Here is an 18,705-nt window from a genome sequence, read left to right as displayed (position 1 = left end):
ACACGAAAGTTAGAAGTGCCAGGTAGCCGGTTCGCCGGTCGCAAGTGAACGCGAGGTGAACACGTACGGCCGTTGAGGTGACCGCTCGCTGAGGGTGAGTTGTCCGTTAAGTGAACCGGGATGCACCTGTCGGAAGTATGGGTATATTTCCGGTTCGCTGTTATGTCGCCGACGCCCGGCCGTTACCCGCCGGTGACCCGCTCGGCGCGACGGCGGACGGTCAGCCCAGGTGGTAGTTGATGTGCGCGGACCAGCGGGCGAAGCCCAGCCGCTCGTAGAGCGCGACGGCCCCGGTGTTCGAGTCGTCCACGTAGAGCATCACCCGGTCCAGGCCGCGCTTGTCCCGCAGGTGCGCCAGCCCGGCGGTGGTCAGGGCCCGGCCGAGCCCGCCGCCGTGCGCGGTCGGCTCCACCCCCAGCACGTACACCTCGCCGATCCGGGCCGACCCCGGCCGCTCGTGCACCTTGGTCCAGTGGAAACCGAGCAGCCGGCCGGTAGCTGCCTCCTCGGCGAGCAGGAAGCCCGCCGGGTCGAACCACGGCTCGGCGAGGCGGACCCGCAGGTCGTCCGACGTCCACCGGCCCTGCTCGGGGTGCTCGGCGAAGGCCCGCGCGTTGAGGGCCAGCCAGGCCGCGTCGTCCGCCCCTGGTCGGAACGCGCGCAGCGTCACCCCGTCGGGCAGGCGCGGCTCACCCAGCGGGGCGGCCAACGGTCGGCGCAACTGCCAGAGCACCCGGGCCCGGGTGAAGCCGAGGTCGACGGCGAGCGCGGCGGCCGACGGGTGGTCGCCGTGCGCCCACGCCCGCAGCGGCCCGGTGGCCGAGGCGAGTACGCCCCGGGCCAGCGCCCGGCCCGTGCCCCGTCGCCGGTACGCGGGGTGCACCACCAGCTCGACCCCGATCCCGTCGACCGGGTCGGTGGTGTCCAGGTGCGCGTACCCGGTGAGGGTGCCGTCGTCGGCGCGGGCGATCAGGTGCACGGCGGCGGCGTCGGGGTCGCGCAGCCGGAGCAGGACGTGTTCGTCGAGCGGGTCCGCCCCGTCGGTGTCACCCGCTGAACTGGCGAGGGCCAGTACGTCGGCGATCTCCGCCGCTGCCAGTCGGTCGGTCCGGGTCACCTGGTCGCTGGTCGGCTCCGCGCTGCTCATTCCGCCACCGTATCCGCTGCGTGTCGTGACGCCCGGACCGTCGCCGCAAAGCCGCGGCTCAGGTCGGGTCGGTGGGGAGGGCCTCCAGCTCGAAGCGGGCGGTCAGGTCGGGCAGGATCTGGCGCAGCGCGTCCACCGTGCCCTGCCGGTCCCCACCGGCGTCGTGCAGCAGCACCACCGAGCCCGGTTCGGCCTGGCTCAGCACCGTCGCGGTGATCTTGTTGGCGCCGGGCAGGTCCCAGTCCGACGGGTCCACCGACCAGTGCAGCGGGGTCATGCCGAGCTGCCGGGCCGTCGACACCACCGGGTACGTCCAGGCCCCGCCCGGCTGGCGGTACCAGACGATCGGGGCGTTCGGCACCGCCGCCCGGATCGCTGCGTTGGTGCGAAGCAGGTCGGAGCGGATCGCGTCGGCCGACCGGGCGCCCAGGCCGACGTCGTGGTGCCAGGAGTGGTTGCACAGCGTGTGCCCGTCGTCCACTATCGACTGGACCAGGTCGGGGTGGTTCTGCGCGTTCTCGCCGACCACGCAGAACGTGGCGCGCACGTCGTATTCGCGCAGCAGGGCGAGGACCTGCGGGGTGTAGCGCGGGTCCGGCCCGTCGTCGAAGGTCAACGCGAGCCGCGGCGTGCCGGTGGTGGAGTGCGCGCCGAACAGTTTGTCGCCTCCGGCGTCTCGCCCGGACCCGTCCTGGCCGGTCTCGACCGGGCCGGCGCTGCTGCTGGCGCCCGGTGTCGCGCCCGGCTCACCGACGCTGGGTTGGTCGGCGTAGTGCGGCCCGTCGGCGTTCGTGGTGACGCCGGCGGTGTGCGGCGGCGTCTGGTCGGGGACGAGGCTGCGGCCGAGCACGTACGCGGAGCCGAGCAGGCCCGCCACCACCAGCGTCACTATCCCCGCGGCCCGCGCGGTGGAGTTGCCCCCCGTCACGACTTCCGCCCGGCCCGCCGGTCACGCCGGCCCGTCGCCCCCGTGTTCAGTGCGCGCACCATCGCCCCTTTCTCCGACAAACCCGGCAGTCAGAATAGAGCCGCCAAGCTGCGCAAAAAGGGCATATGGGAAATCGCCCGGGGTGGTCCGGGAATCAGACCGGCACTGGGGCGTGCTCCGCCTCGGGAAGCGACCGCGACGGCGGAACGACGAACTTGTAGCCGACCTGGCGGACGGTGCCGATCATCGACTCGTACTCCGAGCCGAGCTTGGCGCGCAGTCGCCGGACGTGCACGTCCACCGTGCGGGTGCCGCCGAAGTAGTCGTAGCCCCAGACCTCGCGCAGGAGCTGGTCGCGGGTGAACACCCGACCCGGGTGCTGGGCCAGGAACTTCAGCAGCTCGAACTCCTTGTAGGTGAGGTCGAGCGGGCGACCCTTGAGCTTCGCCGCGTAGGTGTCCGGATCGATGGTCAACTCGCCGGCCCGGATCGAGCCGCCCGCGCCGGCGGTCGCGTTGCTGAGCCGGCCCACCGCCAGCCGCAGCCGCGCCTCGACCTCGGCGGGGCCGGCCGAGGCGAGGATGACGTCGTCGACGCCCCAGTCGGCGTTGAGCGCGATCAGACCGGCCTCGGTCACCACCGCGACCAGCGGCACGCCGAGCCCGGTGGCGTGCAGCATCCGGCAGGTCGCCCGGGCCTCGCTCAACTCCGATCGGGCGTCCACCATCACCGCGTCCGGGCTCGGGCCCGCGACCAGGGTGCGAACGTCGCGCGGCGCGGTGCGGACCGAGTGCGGCAGCAGGTCGAGTGCCGGCAGCACAGCCGACGGTTCCCCTGCACGTGCGGTCACCAGCAGCAGGATCTCCACGATCACCTCCGTCCCGGCGGCGCGAGGCCGCACGCGACCAGTCGCACTCGTCGGGGAGTGCGCTGAGAAATTGCGTGGTCCCGGCGTCGCTGACGGGCGGGTAACGCGTTGAGCGTAACTGATCGCCTCGGCCGCACCGTCAGGCCAAATCCTGTTTGTCTATCTTGCCCCTGATCGTGGCCTGGTTTTTAACGTCGCTGAAACCCGTGACCACCGCGGCGGGCGGTCGGTCTGGCACGATCGGGTCGTGTTTCCCTCCACCTCGCCCGAGGCCGGCCGTGAATCGTGGCCCGCCGGGTCCCAACCGGGCCCGGCCGCCGCACCGACGCGCGGCCAACCGCCCGCGCCGCGTACCGGTCCGGCCACCACCGACGGCGATCGCCGCGAACGGGGTGGGCCCCGCCGGGCCCGTCGCTCCGGTGAGCCGGCCCGCCGATCCGAAGACGAGGTCGACGAGCCGGAAGAGGAGGTCATCCCCCCGGTCGAGGTGCACCGCCAACTGGCGCTGACCATCGCCGGCTTCGCCGCGCTGCTCGGCGTCGGCCTGGTGCTCGGTGCGCAGACGTCGGGCCCCGGCCACCGGCTGCCGTTCGCCGCCATCGTCTTCGGCGTCCAACTGCTGTTCGTGCTCGCCTGGACGATGGCCATGCGCCCGCCGGCGTTGCTGGTGGTCGCCGGGATCAGCGCCGTGGTCGCGGCGCTGGCCGACACCGCCGCGGTGCGGACCGACGTCGCCGGCCTGGCACCGCTGGGATACCTGGCCGTCGGCGGGTTCCTCGCCGCGGTGCTCGGCCAGCTGGTCCGCCGGGTCGACCGGGTCCGGGTCACCGACTCACTCGGTGCCACCCTGCTCATCGTGGTCGGGGTGGTGGCCCTCGGCACCCTGATCGTGCTCAGCCGCATCCCGGCCGGCACCCAGGCGATCACCGTCTGCCTGACCGCGAGCGGTGTCGCGCTCACCGTCGCCCGGCTCACCGACGCCGTCCTGCCGTGGCCGCGGCTGGCCCCGCAGGTGCCCCGGGGCGCCGCCGGCGTGGTGGCCGGCGCGATGGTCGGCACGCTGACCAGCGCCCTGCTCGGCAGCTACCTGGTAACCCCCTTCACGCCAACCCGGGCCGCCGTGATCGGCCTGGTCGCGGCGGTCACCGCCGTCCTCTCCGACCTCGCCGTGGGGTACGCGGAGGCGGGCCGGTTGATGGCCGGTGAACCGCCCACGATGTGGGTGGCCCGGCACATGCAGGGTCCACTCGGTGGCTTCGCTCTGGCGGCGCCCGCCGCGTACGCCATGTGCATGCTCTTCCTCTGAGTCACGGTTGAGCGCGGAGCCGGTCGGGTACCTACGGGTGCGCCGCCCTGCGGCGTCGGTACGAACGCCCCGTCGCGGCGCGACGGGCGGAGACAGGAGGCGGCGTGGCGCGGGACTATCCGGTGGACGAGGCGCGACCCCGACGGCGTGGCCGCAAGCTGCTCATCGGGCTGTTCGTTCTGCTCCTGCTGCTGGCGGGGTTGCTGGTGGTCGCCGACCGGGTGGCGGTCGGGGTTGCCGAGCGGACCATCGCCGACCGGGTGCGGCAGGAGATCGCCAAGCAGGGCGCCCAGTCCGCCGCCCCTGAGGTGGAGGTGGGCGGAGTCCCGTTCCTCACCCAGGTGCTCGATGGCCGTTACCAGCGGATCACCATCAACCTGCGGGACGTGCAGGCCTCGGTCGAGGGCGACGCCGTCCGGCTGCCGGTGCTGGACGTGACCGCCCGTGACGTGCGCGCCTCGCTGGACACCCTGCGCACCGGCCAGGGCGACATCGTGGCGGACACCGTCAACGGCGCCGGCACGATCAGCTACGAGAGTCTGGCCGCGTTGCTGAACCGCCCAGGGCTCACCCTCGGCGAGCAGAACGGCAAGCTCACCGTCACGGCCCCGGCCGACATCCTCGGTCAGCGGCTCACCATCAGCGGCACCGCCGACGTCACCGTCGCCGACAACGGCGCGGTCGCGCTGCGCTTCAACGACCTGGACGCCGCGGGTCTGCCGAACCTGCCGCTGGCCCGTGCGTTCCTGAGCAACTACGCCAAGAGCATCTCCATCGACGTGCCGCTTCCGGAACTGCCGTTCCAACTCGCCGTCCGGGAGGTCCGTCCACTGCCGGAAGGGCTGGCGGTCACCGCCGACGCGAAGAACGTGCCGATCAACTCGGTCGGCTGACGCCGGAGGCGCGGTGGGACGCCGAAATCCTTGGCAGGCCCGTCGATTCCCGGATGGTGGTCGGCTGAGTGGCAGCTCGGTCACTGGCTGGTAGGCTCCCTGGCCATGGGGACCCACCTCACCAAACGGCGCGCGGTCGACCTGTGCCGCGTGGCCACCTGCCTGTGTCGCCCCGTCATCTGACGGCGGGGCTGTCTCCGGCCGCCTGACGGCGGCCACCGGCACAGGGTTCTCGCACCCTCCGGTTATCCCACCGAACGCCCGGCAGCGGCGCCGTCGCACGAACCCGTGATCCCGTCCTTCAGCTGGGTCCCGCGCGTGGTGCGACAGATACGTCAACCGATTCGCGCGCGTTGGCTCACCATCCATCCTCACCAGGGAGTGATTCGATGAGTCGCGACACCGCACTCGTTTCGGCCGAGTGGGCCGAGAAGAACCTCGACGCCCCGGGCGTCGTCTTCGTCGAGGTCGACGAGGACACCTCGGCCTACGACACCGGCCACATCGCCGGCGCCATCAAGATTGACTGGAAGACCGACCTTCAGGACCAGGTCCGCCGGGACTTCGTCAACAAGACGCAGTTCGAGGCGCTGCTCTCCGAGCGGGGCATCAGCAACGACGACGTCGTGGTCCTCTACGGCGGCAACAACAACTGGTTCGCCGCGTACGCGTACTGGTACTTCAAGCTCTACGGCCACCGCGACGTGAAGCTGCTCGACGGCGGTCGCAAGAAGTGGGAGCTGGACGCCCGCCCGCTCGTGACCGACCAGGTGTCCCGCCCGGCGACGCAGTACGTCGCGCAGGAGCCGGACACCTCCATCCGGGCCTTCCGGGACGAGGTCGTCGCCGCAATCGGCACCAAGAACCTGGTCGACGTGCGCAGCCCCGACGAGTTCGCCGGTCGCCTGCTCGCCCCCGCCCACCTGCCGCAGGAGCAGGCGCAGCGGGCCGGCCACATCCCCACCGCGATCAGCGTGCCGTGGTCCAAGGCGGCCAACGAGGACGGCACCTTCCGGTCCGACGACGAGCTGCGCAAGATCTACGGCGACGCGGGGCTCGACGACGGCAAGGAGACCATCGCGTACTGCCGGATCGGTGAGCGCTCGTCGCACACCTGGTTCGTGCTCCAGGAGCTGCTGGGTCACCGCAACGTCAAGAACTACGACGGCTCCTGGACCGAGTACGGCTCGCTGGTCGGTGTGCCGGTGGCGCTCGGCGACGAACCCGGGGAGGCCTGATCATGACTCTTCCCACCGCTGCGGGCTGCGCCGCACCGGACCAGGCCGCGCCGCTGCCGGCCAGCCTGGACCTGGAGAAGGAAACCGTCATCACCGGTGTCGTCCGCTCCGCCGAGGCCGAGCCGGTGCCGGGGGCGTACGTCCGGTTGCTCGACTCGACTGGTGAGTTCACCGCCGAGGTGGTCACCTCGGCCGCTGGGCAGTTCCGGTTCTTCGCCGCGCCGGGCTCGTGGACGCTGCGGGCGTTGTCCCGGCACGGCAACGGCGACACCGCGGTCACCGCCGGCCGGGGTGTCAACGAGGTTGCCGTCACCGTCGCCTGACCCACTGCTCTGATCGATCGGGGCCGGTCACCCTCCCGGGGGTGGCCGGCCCCGGTCGTATCCCGTCGACGCGCCGGGGCGGGTGCCGAAATCCATCGGCATGCGTCACTATCTTCTGGTGGAATTCAGGGATGAAAGTGGCGTGTCCGACGAAGGGGTCCCCATCGTCCTCTTCGTGGGCACCGACAGGTCGATGCGGCAGCGGGTGCTGAGCCAACTCGACGGGCTCGCCCCGGTGCGCAGCTGCGCCGACCTGGCCGAGCTGCGTGAGCTGCTGTCGTCACCGACGGGCCTGGTGCCGGTCGATCCGCGCGCCAAGGCGCGCGGCCTGGTCGAATGGGGTGGGCTCGTCGTCGACCGGGCCGGACACCGGGTCACCTGGCGCGGCGACCCGGTCCCGCTGACCCCGGCCGAACGCGAGCTGCTCGCCCTGCTCATCGGCCCGCCGCTGGTGGTGTGGAGCTACGAACAGCTCTGTGCCGCCGCGCTGGGTGGCGCTGACACCACCGCGCTGCGGTCCACGATCAAACGGCTTCGTCGCCGGTTGCGGGGCCTGCCGGGCGGACCGCAGGTGCACACCGTACGAGGGGTCGGCTACCGGCTCGACCGGCCGCCGCGGCGCAACGACCACTGACCCGCCGTCGTCCGGCAGTGCCGACCGGCTCCGCCGCCGGCCCGGCGGCGGGCCCGTGACACCATGACCGGGTGAGCGGTGCTGTCCAGACGGGTTGGGCCTCCTCGGCCGGCCCCGCCGCGCCGGCACCAGCCGGGTCGCGGCGGCGGTGGCTGCTGGTCGTGACCGTGGCCTGGGCGGTGTTGCTGGCCGGGCTCACCTGGGTGTCGGTGCGGGACGACCCGCCAACGGTGCGCGAACAGCGGTCCCTCGACCAGGCCGGCCCGGTGGTCGACGGGGCGGTCGGCGAGCTGGCCCTCGCGGCCGGTGCCGCGGGTCTGCTGGAGCTGGGCCCGGCGCGGATCGCGTCCGGCTGCCGGGTCACCCCGTTCGCCGACGGGGCGAGGCTGCGACGTGAGGTCGGTGTGCTCGCGGCCACCGGCGACGAGCGGGCCGTGCTGTCCGGCATCGCCGAACGGCTGCCGGCCAGCTGGCGGGCCGGGGTCTGGACCGGAGTGGACGGCCCCGAGCTGCGCGCCGACGCCGGAGAGTTCGTGGCCGTCGAGGGGCGGCCGACAGGTGACGGCCGGGTGCGACTGGTCGTCGACACCGGTTGCCGGCCGGTCGGCACCGGCTACTCTCCGGCCCCGGCCACCGCCGCCGGCCCGGAGACCGCCGCGCTGAGCGCCGCGCTGCTGGCACTCGACCGGCCGGGCGACACCGCGCCGGAGCTGGTCACCGCGCCCTGCCCGGGCGGCGGGTTCGCCCGTACCGCGCGGTCCGCCAACGGTCCCGGTCCGGCGGCCTCGACGGCCGCACTCGCCCCGCTGGCCGGCAACGCCCCACTGGTGGACCAACCCCCGGTGTACGCGTACCGCACCGGTGCCGTCACGGTGCTTGCCGAGATCGGCCCGGACGCCACCCGGCTGGCCGCCACCGTCGGCTGCCCGGGCTGAGCCGGCAGCCGGGCCGGGTCAGCCCCCGCCCGGCCGTTCCTCCGGGTCGCGGCTGCGGCCCAACGCGTCGACAGTGCCCCACCGACCGGGAATGTCCAACAGCTCGACGCGGCCCATCCCCGATGGCACGGCCGGGTCGATGATCAGGTGTTCGCCCTGCGGCTCCAACCCCAGCATCACCCGCAGCAGCAGCAGCGGGGTGCCCGTGGACCAGGCCTGCGGGCTGCACGCGGTCGGGTACTCCACCGGATAGTTGGTGAGGTCGCGGGCGTAGCCGGCGAACGCCTCCGGCAGCCGCCCCCCGAAGTACCGGGACGCGGCCAGCATCGTCTCGCAGATCAGCCCGGCCTCGTCCCGGAAGCCGTACCGCCACAACCCCCAGGCGATGATCGAGTTGTCGAACGGCCAGACCGTGCCCACGTGGTAGCCGATCGGGTTGTACCGCCCCTCGTCGGCGGCGAGCGTCCGCACCCCCCAGCCGGAGAACAGGCGCGGCCCGAGCAGGTGCTCGACCACCTTGCCGGCACGTGACTCGTCCACGATGCCGCTCCACAGCAGGTGCCCGATGTTCGAGGTCAGCGCGTCCACCTGCCGGCCGTCGGCGTCCAGCGCGAGCGCGTAGTGCTCCCGCTCAGGGATCCAGAAGTCGCGGTCGAACCGCTGTTTCAGGTCGGCCGCCTCCCGCTCCAACGTGTCGGCGAACTCCGGGTCGTTCCAGAACTTCCGGGCCAGCCGGGCGGCCCGGATCTTCGCGTCGTACGCGTAGCCCTGCAGCTCACAGGTGGCCCGGGGGAAGCCGGGCAGTTGGCCGTCGGCGTACGAGATGGCGTCCCAGGAGTCCTTCCAGCACTGGTTCTGCAGGCCGGTCTCCGGGTTGCGGGTCTGGTACCAGAGGTAGCCCGTGCCGAGCAGGTCACCGTAGGTGTCGATCCACTTCAACGCCGCGCGGACCTGCGACTCCAGCTTGCGAACGAGGGCGGAGTCCCCGGTCCACAGCTCGTACTCGTCGAGCAGGATGATGAACAGCGGTGTCGAGTCGGCCGACCCGTAGTACGGCGAGTGGGGCTGCTCCTCGAAGCCGGCGGTCTCGCCGTACCGCAGCTCGTGCAGGATCTTGCCGGGTTCCTCGTCCCGGAAGTCGTCCACCCGGTGACCCTGGAGCCCGGCCAGCATCAGGATGGTCGGCGGGACCAGCTCCGGCAGGAACGGCAACACCTGCAACGAGGTGATGATGCTGTCCCGGCCGAACAGGGTCATGAACCAGGGCAGCCCGGCGGCGATCAGCCGCACGCCCAGGGCGATCGACTCGTAGCGCAGCGCGGCCAGGTCGTTGAGGCTGCGCCGGTACGCCCCGGCCAGCGGCTCGCAGTCGCAGCCGAGCTTCGGCGCCCGGTCGATCAGCTCCTGCTGTTCGGCCCGGATGGCGTCCGCGCTGCGGCTGCCGCCGTACGGGAGGGTGGCTCTGATGTCCTGGCTGCGGGCCCCGAAGACGACGCTGGACACGTGCAGCCGGGTGCTCCACCTGCCGTTGCGGGCGATCCGGATCCGGAAGGTCATCCCGGTCTCGTCGATCCGGGCCGGCGCGGTGGTCCGGAGCACCATCTCCCGGTGGAACTCCTCCCGTCGGTAGGCCAGCCGCAGCTCGTTCTCGCCGACAGTGATGGTGGTCCGACCCCGCTTCTGCCGAGCGTTCTTGATCTCGAACAGGTCGGCGAAGTCGGCCCCGACCTCGATGCGGAGGGTGCACTCGACCTCCGCGCCGAGGTGGTTCAGCACGGTCAGCTCCTCCTCGAAGCTGCCCACTATCGCCCGGCTGCGGATCACCGACGCCTTCGCGTCCAGGTAGTGGGTGGGTTCGCCGGGGGCGAGGAAGAACGTGGTGCGGTACGACTCGGAGTCGTCGACGGAGAGGGCGTGCAGCCGTTCGCCGTCCAGGGTGAGCACCCAGGTGGACAGGAAGCGGGTGTCGAAGGAGAACAGCCCGGTGGGGAAGTCGTAGGACGGCTCGATGTCGCCACGTCGGTCGCTGACCAGGAAGGTGTTGCCGTCCAGGATGCTGACGAGGTCTCTCACCGTTGTCGCCCGGCTGCTCGGCGGGCCGTTTCGCGGGGGTCGCGGGTGCCGGGCGGGTCCGGAAAGAACCGCCGGAAGGCGAGGAAGAGCACCACGTTTCCGCTGAACGTGCTCTCGTTGCGCAGCACCGCCGCGATCCCCTGGGCCTCCCCGGAGATCAGCCGGTCGAAGAGGGCGGCGCTGCTGTACCAGATCGCGTCGGCCGGGCCACGCTCGCGGCTGACCCGCACGGACCCGGGCCGCATCCGGACCAGCCAGTGTTCGGTGCGGTGGTTGTCGCCGAGGTCGATCTGGAGGGTGCCGTCGGCCAGGCCGCCCAGGATCTCCGGGGCACGCGACGGCAGCGCTTCGAAGAACCTCTCCGCCGCCTCGGTCACATCCGAATCGTAGGCAGCTGTCCGAGATGTCGGGTCGGTATCGGCACTCCGCTCGGATCGACCCACCGCCGCCGTGCGGTCAGTAGACGAGCGCCTGCGCGCCCTCGGCCAGCGCTTCCTCGACGAAGACCGCGGCACCGGCGATCCGGACCCCGGGGAGTACGTCGTCCGGGCCGATCTCCCGTCGGGCCGCGCACTGCGTGCAGGCGGTCACCCGACCGCTGGTCAGGATGACGTGCAACAACTCGGCCAGCGGTGCGGAGTGCGGCAGGTCGAACTGCTGGGCGCGGCCGGGCACTGCGAACCAGGTGGACTCACCGGTCAACCAGAGTGAGACGTCCACCCCGGCCGCGACCGCCGTCGCGGCGACGGTGAATGCCTGTGCGCACCGCTCCGGGGCGTCAGCCCCCGCGGTGGCCTTGACGACGAGAGTGCGGGCCATGTGGCCCAGCATAGGATGGCCGGGATGGTTACCGAGATCGGGTTTGTCAGCCTGCTGGTCGCTGGCCTGGGCGGGCTCGCCGGTGGCCTGGTTTACCTTGCCGTACGCATTTCGAGAGGACGCTGGTGACGCTGGTGAGCGACGAGAATCCGCTGCAGCCGCCGTGGCTGAACGCGCCGCCGGTCGAGGAGTACCCGTTCGAGGAGAGCCACGACCTGCGGGTCGGGCCGAAGCTGCACCCCGCGCTCGACGCCCTGCTGCCGTACATCGGGCTGTGGCGTGGCCGGGGCAAGGGCGGCTTCCCCACCATCGAGGATTTCGACTACGCGCAGGAGATCCGGATCAGCCACGACGGCCGGCCGTTCCTGCACTACGAGTCCCGTGCCTGGATCCTCGACGAGCAGAGCAGGCCGGTCCGTCCGGCCGGTCGCGAGGTCGGCTGGTGGCGTCCGGTGCTGGTGGACGGGCGGGCGACCGACGAGCTGGAGGCGCTGCTGACCACCCCGACCGGGGTGATGGAGCTGCACCTGGGAAAGCGCACCGGCACGCAGGTCGAGTTCGCCACCGACGCGGTGATCCGGACTCCGACCGCCAAGGAGGTCACCGGCGGCCACCGGCTCTTCGGCATCGTCGAGGGTGCGTTGCTCTACGCCCAGGAGATGGCCGCCATGGGCCACGGGCTCAGCCCGCACCTCTCCGCCCGGCTGGTCCGGGTCGGCGGCTGACGCTCAGTCGACGGGGAAACCGAGCAGGGCGTGCAGGGCGGGGGTGCGCGGGCAGGGCTCCCGGCGCACCCCGTCCAGCATCCGCACCTCGGCGAGCCCGCGCACCGATGAGCTGAACCAGACCCCGTCGGCGGCGTGCAGCTCGGCCGGCGTGACCATCCGTTCGGAACCGTCCAGGCCCAGCTCGTCGGCGTGGGCGAGCAGCCAGGCGGCGGTGGTGCCGGGCAGGATGCCGGTGGTGGCGGCGGGCACGGTGCAGAGCGTGTCGCCGGTGAGCCACACCACGTTGGCGATGGGTCCCTCCAGCGCGTACCCGTCGGACGAGACCCAGAGCACGTCGTCCACGCCGGCCCGGCGGGCCCAGCGGCGGGCGGCGCTGTTGACCGCGTACGAGGTGGATTTGATTCCGGCCGGTAGCCAGTCGAGCCCGGTGCGCGCGCCGGCGGGCACCCCCAGCGGCAGGATCGCCACGGTGATCCCGTTGCGTCGAGCCGCCTGGGAGGACGCCGGCACCGGGTTCACTGTGGCGTAGACGGTCGGCGGGCCGCCGGCTTCCGAGCCTCGGGTGCAGACCAGCCGTAGCGCGCCCTCCACCGTCGCCGGCCAGCCCGCGCGCACGGTGTCGAGCAGGTCGATGAGCGCGTCGACGGGGGGCAGCTCAAGGTCGACGGCGGCTGCCGCCGTGGCCAGCCGGGCCAGGTGCTCGTCGCGCAGCCACGGCCGGCCCTGGCGCAGGTGCATTGACTCGAAGAGGCCGTCGCCGTGCAGGACACCCAGGTCGTCGGCGCGCAGGACGGGTTCGTCGGCCGGGACGAGACCCCGGCCGAGAACAGCGATCCGGGCACTCGCTGCGGTCGGGGCCGTGCCGACGGGTGGCGTCACCATGACCGTCGAGCGTAGCGGCGGGCCGTCGCAGGCAGGAGCGGCCGCGATTGCCGAACTATGATCGGACGGTGTCCGAATCCTCCCTCGCGGAAATGCTGCGGTCCCGTGGACTGCGGCTGACGGCCCAGCGGCAGCTCGTCCTCCAGGCGGTGCTCGATCTGGGCCACGCCACCCCGGAGCAGGTGCACACCGCGGTGCGGGAGGTCGCCGCCGGCGTCAACATCACCACCATCTACCGCACGCTTGAGCTGCTGGAACGGCTCGGCCTGGTCACCCACACGCACCTGTCGCACGGCTCGCCGACCTATCACGCGGCCGGTGAGCACCAACACGTCCATCTGGTCTGCCGGGAGTGTGGCGCGATCGACGAGATCGATCCGGAGCTGCTGCGCCCCCTCGCCGACCAGTTGGCCGCGCAACGGGGGTTCCGGGTGGACATCGGGCACGTGTCACTCTTCGGCGTCTGCGTACGCTGCGAGAACGGGGACGACAAATGATCGACATCGCGGGCGCGGTGGCCGTCGAGAGCATCGACGAGGCCAGCCGCGACCAGCCGGATCCGGCGCACGTCGCGGCCGGCGTGCGGGGAGTGGCCGCGCACTACGGTGACCCGCTGCGTGAGCAGCGCACCCTCGACACCGCTGTCGGTCTGGTCGACCGGTCGCATCGAGGGGCCATCGCGGTGCCCGGGGAGGACCGGGCCGGCTGGCTGCACACGATCACCTCGCAGCACCTGAGCGCCCTCTCCGCCGGTGAGGGCACCGAGTTGCTGGTGCTGTCGCCGCACGGCCACGTCGAGCAGCACGCCATGGTCGCCGAGGACGGCGAGACCACCTGGCTGGACACCGAGCCCGGCGCCACCGAGGGCCTGCTGACCTACCTGGAGAAGATGCGGTTCTTCAGCAAGGTCGAACCACGCGACGCGACGGCCGAGCGGGCGCTGTTGTCGCTGGTCGGGCCGGCGGCTATGGAGGCGCTTGGCACGTTGGGCGTGGCCGGGCTGGCCGCGCCGGACGTGGTCGCGGTGCCGGGTCCGAAGTTCCCGCACGGTGCGGTGCCACAGCGGGCCGGCGCTCGGTACGACGTGAAACCGCTGCCGATCGGCGGCTGGGCCCGACGTGGCCCGCTCGGGGTGGACCTGCTGGTGCCCCGGTCGGCGATGGACCAGGTGGTGGCGGAGTTGCGCGGCGCCGGCGTGCCGGTCGCGGGGCTCTGGGCGTACGAGGCGATCCGGGTGGCCGCCCGGCAGCCGCGGGTCGGGGTGGACACCGACCATCGGACCATCCCGGCCGAGGTCGACCTGATCGCCCCGGCGGTGCACCTGGACAAGGGTTGTTACCGGGGGCAGGAGACGGTGGCGCGGGTGCACAATTTGGGTCGGCCGCCGCGTCGCCTCGTACTGCTACATCTGGACGGGGTGACCACCGATCAGCCGCCGGTGGCCGGTACGCCGGTGACCCTCGACGGCCGGGCCGTCGGCTTCGTCGGCACCGCCGTGCTGCACCACGAGCTGGGTCAGGTCGCCCTCGCGGTGCTGAAGCGCAACGTGCCGGACGACGCCGCGTTGCTGATCGGCGAGACGGCGGCGGCGATCGACCCGTCCTGACCGGGCCGTCTAGGATCGCCGGCATGACAACAGGGACGTTGATCACGGTGGCCCCGACCGGCGCTGAGTCGGCCAAGGCGGAGGTGCCGGCGCTGCCGGTGACCCTCGACGAGTTGCTGCTCACCGCCAAGGAGTGCGAGGCGCTCGGCGCCGCCGTGATCCACGTCCACATCCGCGACGACGAGGCCCGGCCGACGCTGGACCCGGTGCGGCTGGCCGACACGGTGGCGGCGCTGCGGGAGGGCACCGACCTGATCGTGCAGCTCTCCACCGGCGGTGCGGTGACCGACCCGGAGGCCGCCCGGCTCGCCGTCCTCGACGCCCGTCCGGACATGGCCTCCTGCACCATGGGCACTGTCAACTTCGGCGACGACGTCTTCCTCAACCGCTGGGAGTTCATCGTCGACCTGCACACCCGGATGCAGGAACGCGGGATCGTGCCGGAGTACGAGATCTTCGACCTCGGCCACCTGTCGGCGTTGCAGCGGTTGCTCGGCAAGTACGGGCTGCCGGCCGGCGGGCACGTGCACGTCGACTTCGTGATGGGTGTGCCGGGTGGCATGCCGGGCACCACGGAAACCCTGGTCGCGGCCCACCGGATGCTGCGGGACCTGCCCGAGGGCACCACCTTCTCGGCCACCGGTGTCGGCCGGAGCACACTTGCGGTCCTGCTGGCCTCGCTGTCGGCGGGCGGGCACCTGCGGGTCGGTATGGAGGACACCGTGACGTACGCGAAGGGTCGCCCGGTGGAGTCCAACATGCAGCTGGTCGCCCGCGCGGTGGGTTTCGCCCAGCTCGCCCAGCGTCCGCCGCTGACCACCACCGAGGCCCGCGAGCTGCTCGGGCTGTAAGGCCGGGTCTGTCCCGCGCCCCTGTCACCCGGGCGGTGGATGTCCTGGTCACCCCGGTGCCGGGCACCCCCGAACCGTCGGTACCGTCCACCGCGTGACGAAGACGTACGAGGGCGGCGCGCCGCTCGCCGAGGTGGTCCGGTCCGGGTTCGTGGAGGGTGCGCACCGCGGCTCGGTGGTGGTGCTGGACGCCGCCGGTGTCGCGGTGGCGTCCGCCGGGGACGTGGTCTCGCCGATCTTTCCCCGTTCGGCCAGCAAGCCGATGCAGGCGATCGGGATGCTCCGGGCCGGCCTGGCGTTGAGCGACCCGGCCGACGTGGCGCTGGTCTCGGCGAGTCACGCGGGCGAGGAATTCCACCTGGCGCGGGTCGGTGCGCTGCTGGAGCGCGCGGGGCTGGACGAGTCGGCGCTGCACTGCCCGCCCGACCTGCCGGTGGGCGCCGCGGCCCGGGAGGCGGTGCTGCGCGCCGGTGGCGGCCCGAGTCGGGTGCAGATGAACTGCTCCGGCAAGCACAGCGGGATGCTGCTGGCCTGTGAGGCGGCCGGTTGGCCGCGGGACGGCTACTGGCGGCCGGAGCACCCGCTGCAGCAGCGGTTGCGGGCCGCCATCGAGGAGTTCACCGGCGAGCAGGCGGCGGCGGTGGGGGTCGACGGCTGCGGCGCTCCGGTGCTCGCGGTGTCGCTGACCGGCCTGGCCGGGGCGTACCTGCGGCTGGTCGACGCCGAGCCGGGCTCGGTGCCGCGCGCCGTGGCCGACGCGATGCGGGCGTACCCGGAGATCGTGGGTGGCACCCAGGCCGACGACACCCGGCTGATGCGTGGTGTTCCGGGACTGCTGGCCAAGGTCGGCGCGGAGGGTGTGATCGCCGTGGCGGTGCCGGGTGTCGGCGCCGTCGCGTTGAAGATCGACGACGGCGCCGACCGGGCGCGGATGCCGGTGCTGGTCTCCGCGCTGCGCCGACTCGGCGTGGACGCCCCGGTGCTGGCCGAGTACGAAGAGGTGCCGCTCTTCGGCGGCGGGGTGCCGGTCGGAGCGGTCCGCCCGCTCTGGTGAGCGGCACTCCGGCATCGGTGGGGACGGCCGGCGTGGCTCACCGTCGGTGACCGTGCCGGCTGGCGGTGGCCCGAACATCGTGATGCCACAGCGGCATCACGATGCCGCTGTGGCATCACGCTCATTCGCGGGTCGGGCTCCGAACGGCCCGGTGTGCGTGCGGCCCGGCCTGCGTGCGGGGTTGATCAGCTCAGGAAGTCGAGCAGTGCGGCGTTGACCGGCTCCGGACGCTCCAGCGGCAGCAGGTGCGCGGCGTTCGGCACGTCGGGTAGGCGCACCGCGCCGGGGACCTCGGCGGCGATCCGGTCGGCGAGTCGGCTGATGTCCGGTACGTCCGCGGCGCCGGCGGTGACCAGGACGGGGATCGCCAGCTCGCCGAGACGGCCGATCGCCGGCGGGGTCAGCTCGCCCACCTCGACCGCGCCGAGCGCCAGCTCGGCGGCGAGGGCCCGCTGGTCCATCTCCTGCGCGAACGCGACCAGCTCGCTGTCGACGTCCTCCGGCTGCCGTCCCGGGCCGACCACCCAGAAGCGCACCTCACCGGCCGCGCCCGCGACGAAGTCGTCGGGGTCGACCTCGCCGACCAGGTTGTCCCACAGGTCGTTCGCCTCGTCGGACCACTCGTTGCCGGAGACCGCCGTGTCGAACAGCGCGAGCGCGCTCACCCGGTCGGGGTGGGCCAGCGCGGTGTCGATGGCGACCGCTCCGCCGAACGAGCAGCCGACCAGGGCCGCCCGGGGCAGGTCGAGCGCGTCCAGCAGCCCGGCCACGTCGTCGTGGTGCGTGAACGGGGCCGGGGGGAGCTCCGAGTCGCCGTAGCCGCGCAGGTCAGGGACGATCACCCGGTGTCGGGTGGCGAGCGCGGACACCTGCCCCCGCCACATCCGCCGGTCGGCGATGCCGGCGTGCAGCAGGACGACGGGTGAACCGGTGCCGGCCTCGTCGTACGCGATGCTTGCTCCATTGACTGTGATCTTGTGCACGGTCGGACCGTACGGATCGACGGAGCGGCGCGCAAACGGGATGTTGAGACCTTGCTAACTATGGTTAGCATTTTGCTTGCAGGAGCTAGCGCCAGCGATTAGCGTCGCGGTCATGGCCACACCCAAGGACCTTCCCGACGTCGGCGGGTTCATCCGCGATCTGCGGCGCAACGCCAAGATCTCGCTACGGCAGCTCGCCGAGCAGGCCGGGGTCAGCAACCCGTACCTCAGCCAGATCGAGCGCGGCCTGCGCAAGCCCAGCGCCGAGGTGCTCCAGCAACTGGCGAGCGCGCTGCGGGTCTCCACGCCGGCGATGTACCTGCGCGCCGGTCTGCTGGACGACAAGGAGGGCCACGGGGTGCTCGCCGCCATCGCCGTGGACGCAGACCTGACGATGGCGCAGAAGCAGTCGCTCAGTCAGATCTACGAGACGTTCCGCCGGGAGAACACCCGGCTGGCCGAGGCCCAGGCCGAAGCCGACGCGGTCCAGGCCGGAGCCGGGGCGGCCCAGGCCGACCAGGCCGCCGACCAGCCCGCCAGTCAGGCCGCCGATCTGGCCAATGTGGCCGCCACCGGCCCCACCACCGTGGGCGGCACCCCGACCGAGGCCGTGCTCGAGTCGGTCGCCGTCACCGAGGCGGGCACCGCCCCCGCCCCGGGCAGCACCAGCATCCCCCAGAAGAAGAAGGCCGCCGAGGCGGCCGAAGAGGAGACGTCATGAGCGAGCCGAAGACCAACCGCATCCCCGCCCCGATCTACGCCGCAGCCGGTGCCGGCGAGCTGGCCATCGAGCAGCTGCGCAAGCTGCCGGCCGTGGTCGGCGTGCTCAGCACCCGGGTCGTCGCCGACCTGGGTGGTCGGGCTGTGCTGACCGGGTTCGAGCTGAAGCAGAAGGCCACCGAGACGCTGCGTACCGCCAACGAGAGCGCCGACCTGGCCAAGCTGCGCGAGGTGGCCGACATCGACAAGCTGCGCGCCGCCGCGACCCGCAACGCCGCCCTGGTGGTCGCGAGCGCCCAGGTCGCCCAGGAGCGGGCGTTCGCCGCGTACGGCGCGCTGGTCGCCCGGGGCGAGCGGGTCGTCGGCGCCGGCGTGCTGGAGGCAGCCGAGACTGTCAACGCCGACATCGAGGCCACCGAGGCCGTGACGCCGACCGCCACCGCCGCGACCGCCACCGCCACCGCCGCCACCACCACCGCCCCGGCCGCGGCCCCCGTCGACACGCCGACCCCGGCCGACGTGGCCGAGATCGCCGAGGCCAAGCCGGCCGCGGTCAAGAAGGTCGCCCGCGCCCCGAAGGCCGTCAAGCAGGCCGAGACCCCGTCGGCGAAGCTGCCCCGGGCCACCAAGCGGACCCGCCCGGCGGCCGAGTAGCTCATCGGGTCGACGACCCCGGCGGCGTCCTTGTCGGACGTAGCCGGGGTCGTGGACATAAAC

At 72.6% G+C, this 18,705-nt stretch carries 23 protein-coding genes; 15 read left to right on the top strand and 8 right to left on the bottom strand.

The genetic code is table 11. The features are described 5' to 3' along the window. Window positions 1–220: 220 nt before the first annotated feature. The 3 genes from mshD to AB0C03_RS09870 all read right to left on the bottom strand — a co-directional run bounded on the left by mshD (window position 221) and on the right by AB0C03_RS09870 (window position 2,949). Complete coding sequence (gene mshD / locus AB0C03_RS09880; protein ID WP_357635861.1) at window positions 221–1,147, bottom strand: mycothiol synthase; 927 nt, start codon at window positions 1,145–1,147, stop codon at window positions 221–223. A 58-nt stretch (window positions 1,148–1,205) separates the two neighbouring features. Then, on the bottom strand, window positions 1,206–2,075 hold the full coding sequence (locus tag AB0C03_RS09875; RefSeq protein ID WP_036410602.1) for a polysaccharide deacetylase family protein: 870 nt from the start codon (window positions 2,073–2,075) through the stop codon (window positions 1,206–1,208). A gap of 154 nt (window positions 2,076–2,229) precedes the next feature. After that, window positions 2,230–2,949: a winged helix-turn-helix transcriptional regulator gene (locus AB0C03_RS09870; protein WP_209444464.1), complete on the bottom strand. Its 720-nt coding sequence runs from the start codon at window positions 2,947–2,949 to the stop codon at window positions 2,230–2,232. Between the two features lie 241 nt (window positions 2,950–3,190). Between AB0C03_RS09870 and AB0C03_RS09865 the strand changes: the two genes are divergently transcribed. The 7 genes from AB0C03_RS09865 to AB0C03_RS09835 all read left to right on the top strand — a co-directional run bounded on the left by AB0C03_RS09865 (window position 3,191) and on the right by AB0C03_RS09835 (window position 8,272). Then, complete coding sequence (locus tag AB0C03_RS09865; protein ID WP_030327773.1) at window positions 3,191–4,249, top strand: hypothetical protein; 1,059 nt, start codon at window positions 3,191–3,193, stop codon at window positions 4,247–4,249. Window positions 4,250–4,353: 104 nt separating this feature from the next. Further along, window positions 4,354–5,142 carry an LmeA family phospholipid-binding protein gene (locus AB0C03_RS09860; RefSeq protein ID WP_210862595.1) on the top strand — a complete coding sequence of 263 codons (789 nt, stop codon included), beginning with the start codon at window positions 4,354–4,356 and terminating at the stop codon, window positions 5,140–5,142. Between the two features lie 105 nt (window positions 5,143–5,247). Further along, window positions 5,248–5,325, top strand: coding sequence for an Ms5788A family Cys-rich leader peptide (locus tag AB0C03_RS09855; protein WP_310503780.1), 78 nt, complete (start codon window positions 5,248–5,250; stop codon window positions 5,323–5,325). Between the two features lie 206 nt (window positions 5,326–5,531). After that, a complete protein-coding gene (locus AB0C03_RS09850) occupies window positions 5,532–6,380 on the top strand; it encodes a sulfurtransferase (RefSeq protein WP_030327771.1) in 849 nt (282 codons plus the stop codon). Between the two features lie 2 nt (window positions 6,381–6,382). Then, window positions 6,383–6,703: a DUF1416 domain-containing protein gene (locus tag AB0C03_RS09845; protein ID WP_030327770.1), complete on the top strand. Its 321-nt coding sequence runs from the start codon at window positions 6,383–6,385 to the stop codon at window positions 6,701–6,703. A gap of 193 nt (window positions 6,704–6,896) precedes the next feature. Further along, window positions 6,897–7,337, top strand: coding sequence for a winged helix-turn-helix domain-containing protein (locus tag AB0C03_RS09840; RefSeq protein ID WP_387220342.1), 441 nt, complete (start codon window positions 6,897–6,899; stop codon window positions 7,335–7,337). Between the two features lie 71 nt (window positions 7,338–7,408). Beyond that, window positions 7,409–8,272 (top strand): hypothetical protein, encoded by an 864-nt coding sequence (locus AB0C03_RS09835; protein ID WP_357635851.1) that lies wholly within the window; start codon window positions 7,409–7,411, stop codon window positions 8,270–8,272. A gap of 18 nt (window positions 8,273–8,290) precedes the next feature. Here the strand turns inward: AB0C03_RS09835 and AB0C03_RS09830 are convergent, their stop codons facing one another. The 3 genes from AB0C03_RS09830 to AB0C03_RS09820 all read right to left on the bottom strand — a co-directional run bounded on the left by AB0C03_RS09830 (window position 8,291) and on the right by AB0C03_RS09820 (window position 11,176). After that, window positions 8,291–10,345 (bottom strand): amylo-alpha-1,6-glucosidase, encoded by a 2,055-nt coding sequence (locus tag AB0C03_RS09830; protein ID WP_030327767.1) that lies wholly within the window; start codon window positions 10,343–10,345, stop codon window positions 8,291–8,293. After that, on the bottom strand, window positions 10,342–10,722 hold the full coding sequence (locus AB0C03_RS09825) for an SCP2 sterol-binding domain-containing protein (RefSeq protein WP_030327766.1): 381 nt from the start codon (window positions 10,720–10,722) through the stop codon (window positions 10,342–10,344). The genes AB0C03_RS09830 and AB0C03_RS09825 overlap by 4 nt, the downstream gene beginning before the upstream one ends. A 79-nt stretch (window positions 10,723–10,801) precedes the next feature. Continuing rightward, window positions 10,802–11,176 carry a DsrE family protein gene (locus AB0C03_RS09820; RefSeq protein WP_030327765.1) on the bottom strand — a complete coding sequence of 125 codons (375 nt, stop codon included), beginning with the start codon at window positions 11,174–11,176 and terminating at the stop codon, window positions 10,802–10,804. Window positions 11,177–11,188: 12 nt separating this feature from the next. Here AB0C03_RS09820 and mtfM point away from each other — a divergent pair, with 12 nt between their 5' ends. Together mtfM and AB0C03_RS09810 are read left to right on the top strand one after the other, a co-directional pair. Then, window positions 11,189–11,293, top strand: coding sequence for a small membrane protein MtfM (gene mtfM / locus AB0C03_RS09815; RefSeq protein WP_030327764.1), 105 nt, complete (start codon window positions 11,189–11,191; stop codon window positions 11,291–11,293). Between the two features lie 5 nt (window positions 11,294–11,298). Beyond that, a complete protein-coding gene (locus AB0C03_RS09810) occupies window positions 11,299–11,889 on the top strand; it encodes a heme-binding beta-barrel domain-containing protein (RefSeq protein WP_030327763.1) in 591 nt (196 codons plus the stop codon). A 3-nt stretch (window positions 11,890–11,892) separates the two neighbouring features. On the opposite strand, the gene AB0C03_RS09805 is transcribed toward AB0C03_RS09810, so the two are convergent. Then, window positions 11,893–12,774, bottom strand: a complete 882-nt coding sequence (locus AB0C03_RS09805) for an aminotransferase class IV (RefSeq protein ID WP_357635846.1) — start codon at window positions 12,772–12,774, stop codon at window positions 11,893–11,895. 68 nt (window positions 12,775–12,842) lie between these two features. Here AB0C03_RS09805 and AB0C03_RS09800 point away from each other — a divergent pair, with 68 nt between their 5' ends. The 4 genes from AB0C03_RS09800 (at window position 12,843) to AB0C03_RS09785 (ending at window position 16,285) form a co-directional block, all read left to right on the top strand. Next, window positions 12,843–13,271 (top strand): Fur family transcriptional regulator, encoded by a 429-nt coding sequence (locus AB0C03_RS09800; protein ID WP_030327761.1) that lies wholly within the window; start codon window positions 12,843–12,845, stop codon window positions 13,269–13,271. Further along, on the top strand, window positions 13,268–14,380 hold the full coding sequence (ygfZ, locus tag AB0C03_RS09795; RefSeq protein ID WP_357635843.1) for a CAF17-like 4Fe-4S cluster assembly/insertion protein YgfZ: 1,113 nt from the start codon (window positions 13,268–13,270) through the stop codon (window positions 14,378–14,380). Before AB0C03_RS09800 ends, ygfZ begins: the two co-directional genes overlap by 4 nt. A 23-nt stretch (window positions 14,381–14,403) precedes the next feature. After that, entirely contained in the window at window positions 14,404–15,231 is an 828-nt protein-coding gene (locus tag AB0C03_RS09790; protein WP_210859728.1) for a beta-keto acid cleavage family enzyme, read from the top strand. A gap of 94 nt (window positions 15,232–15,325) precedes the next feature. Further along, on the top strand, window positions 15,326–16,285 hold the full coding sequence (locus tag AB0C03_RS09785; protein ID WP_357635839.1) for an asparaginase: 960 nt from the start codon (window positions 15,326–15,328) through the stop codon (window positions 16,283–16,285). A gap of 185 nt (window positions 16,286–16,470) precedes the next feature. Here AB0C03_RS09785 and AB0C03_RS09780 read toward each other — a convergent pair whose 3' ends face one another. After that, window positions 16,471–17,268 (bottom strand): alpha/beta fold hydrolase, encoded by a 798-nt coding sequence (locus tag AB0C03_RS09780; protein WP_030327757.1) that lies wholly within the window; start codon window positions 17,266–17,268, stop codon window positions 16,471–16,473. Window positions 17,269–17,380: 112 nt separating this feature from the next. Between AB0C03_RS09780 and AB0C03_RS09775 the strand changes: the two genes are divergently transcribed. Both AB0C03_RS09775 and AB0C03_RS09770 read left to right on the top strand, forming a co-directional pair. After that, window positions 17,381–17,989: a helix-turn-helix domain-containing protein gene (locus AB0C03_RS09775; protein ID WP_030327756.1), complete on the top strand. Its 609-nt coding sequence runs from the start codon at window positions 17,381–17,383 to the stop codon at window positions 17,987–17,989. Then, window positions 17,986–18,642, top strand: a complete 657-nt coding sequence (locus AB0C03_RS09770) for a hypothetical protein (protein WP_357635836.1) — start codon at window positions 17,986–17,988, stop codon at window positions 18,640–18,642. Before AB0C03_RS09775 ends, AB0C03_RS09770 begins: the two co-directional genes overlap by 4 nt. Window positions 18,643–18,705: the final 63 nt, after the last annotated feature.

Source organism: Micromonospora parva (assembly GCF_040649675.1).
Classification (GTDB): domain Bacteria; phylum Actinomycetota; class Actinomycetes; order Mycobacteriales; family Micromonosporaceae; genus Micromonospora; species Micromonospora parva.
Note: the sequence above shows the minus strand (reverse complement) of the source record. Positions and strands in the feature narration are given on the sequence as shown.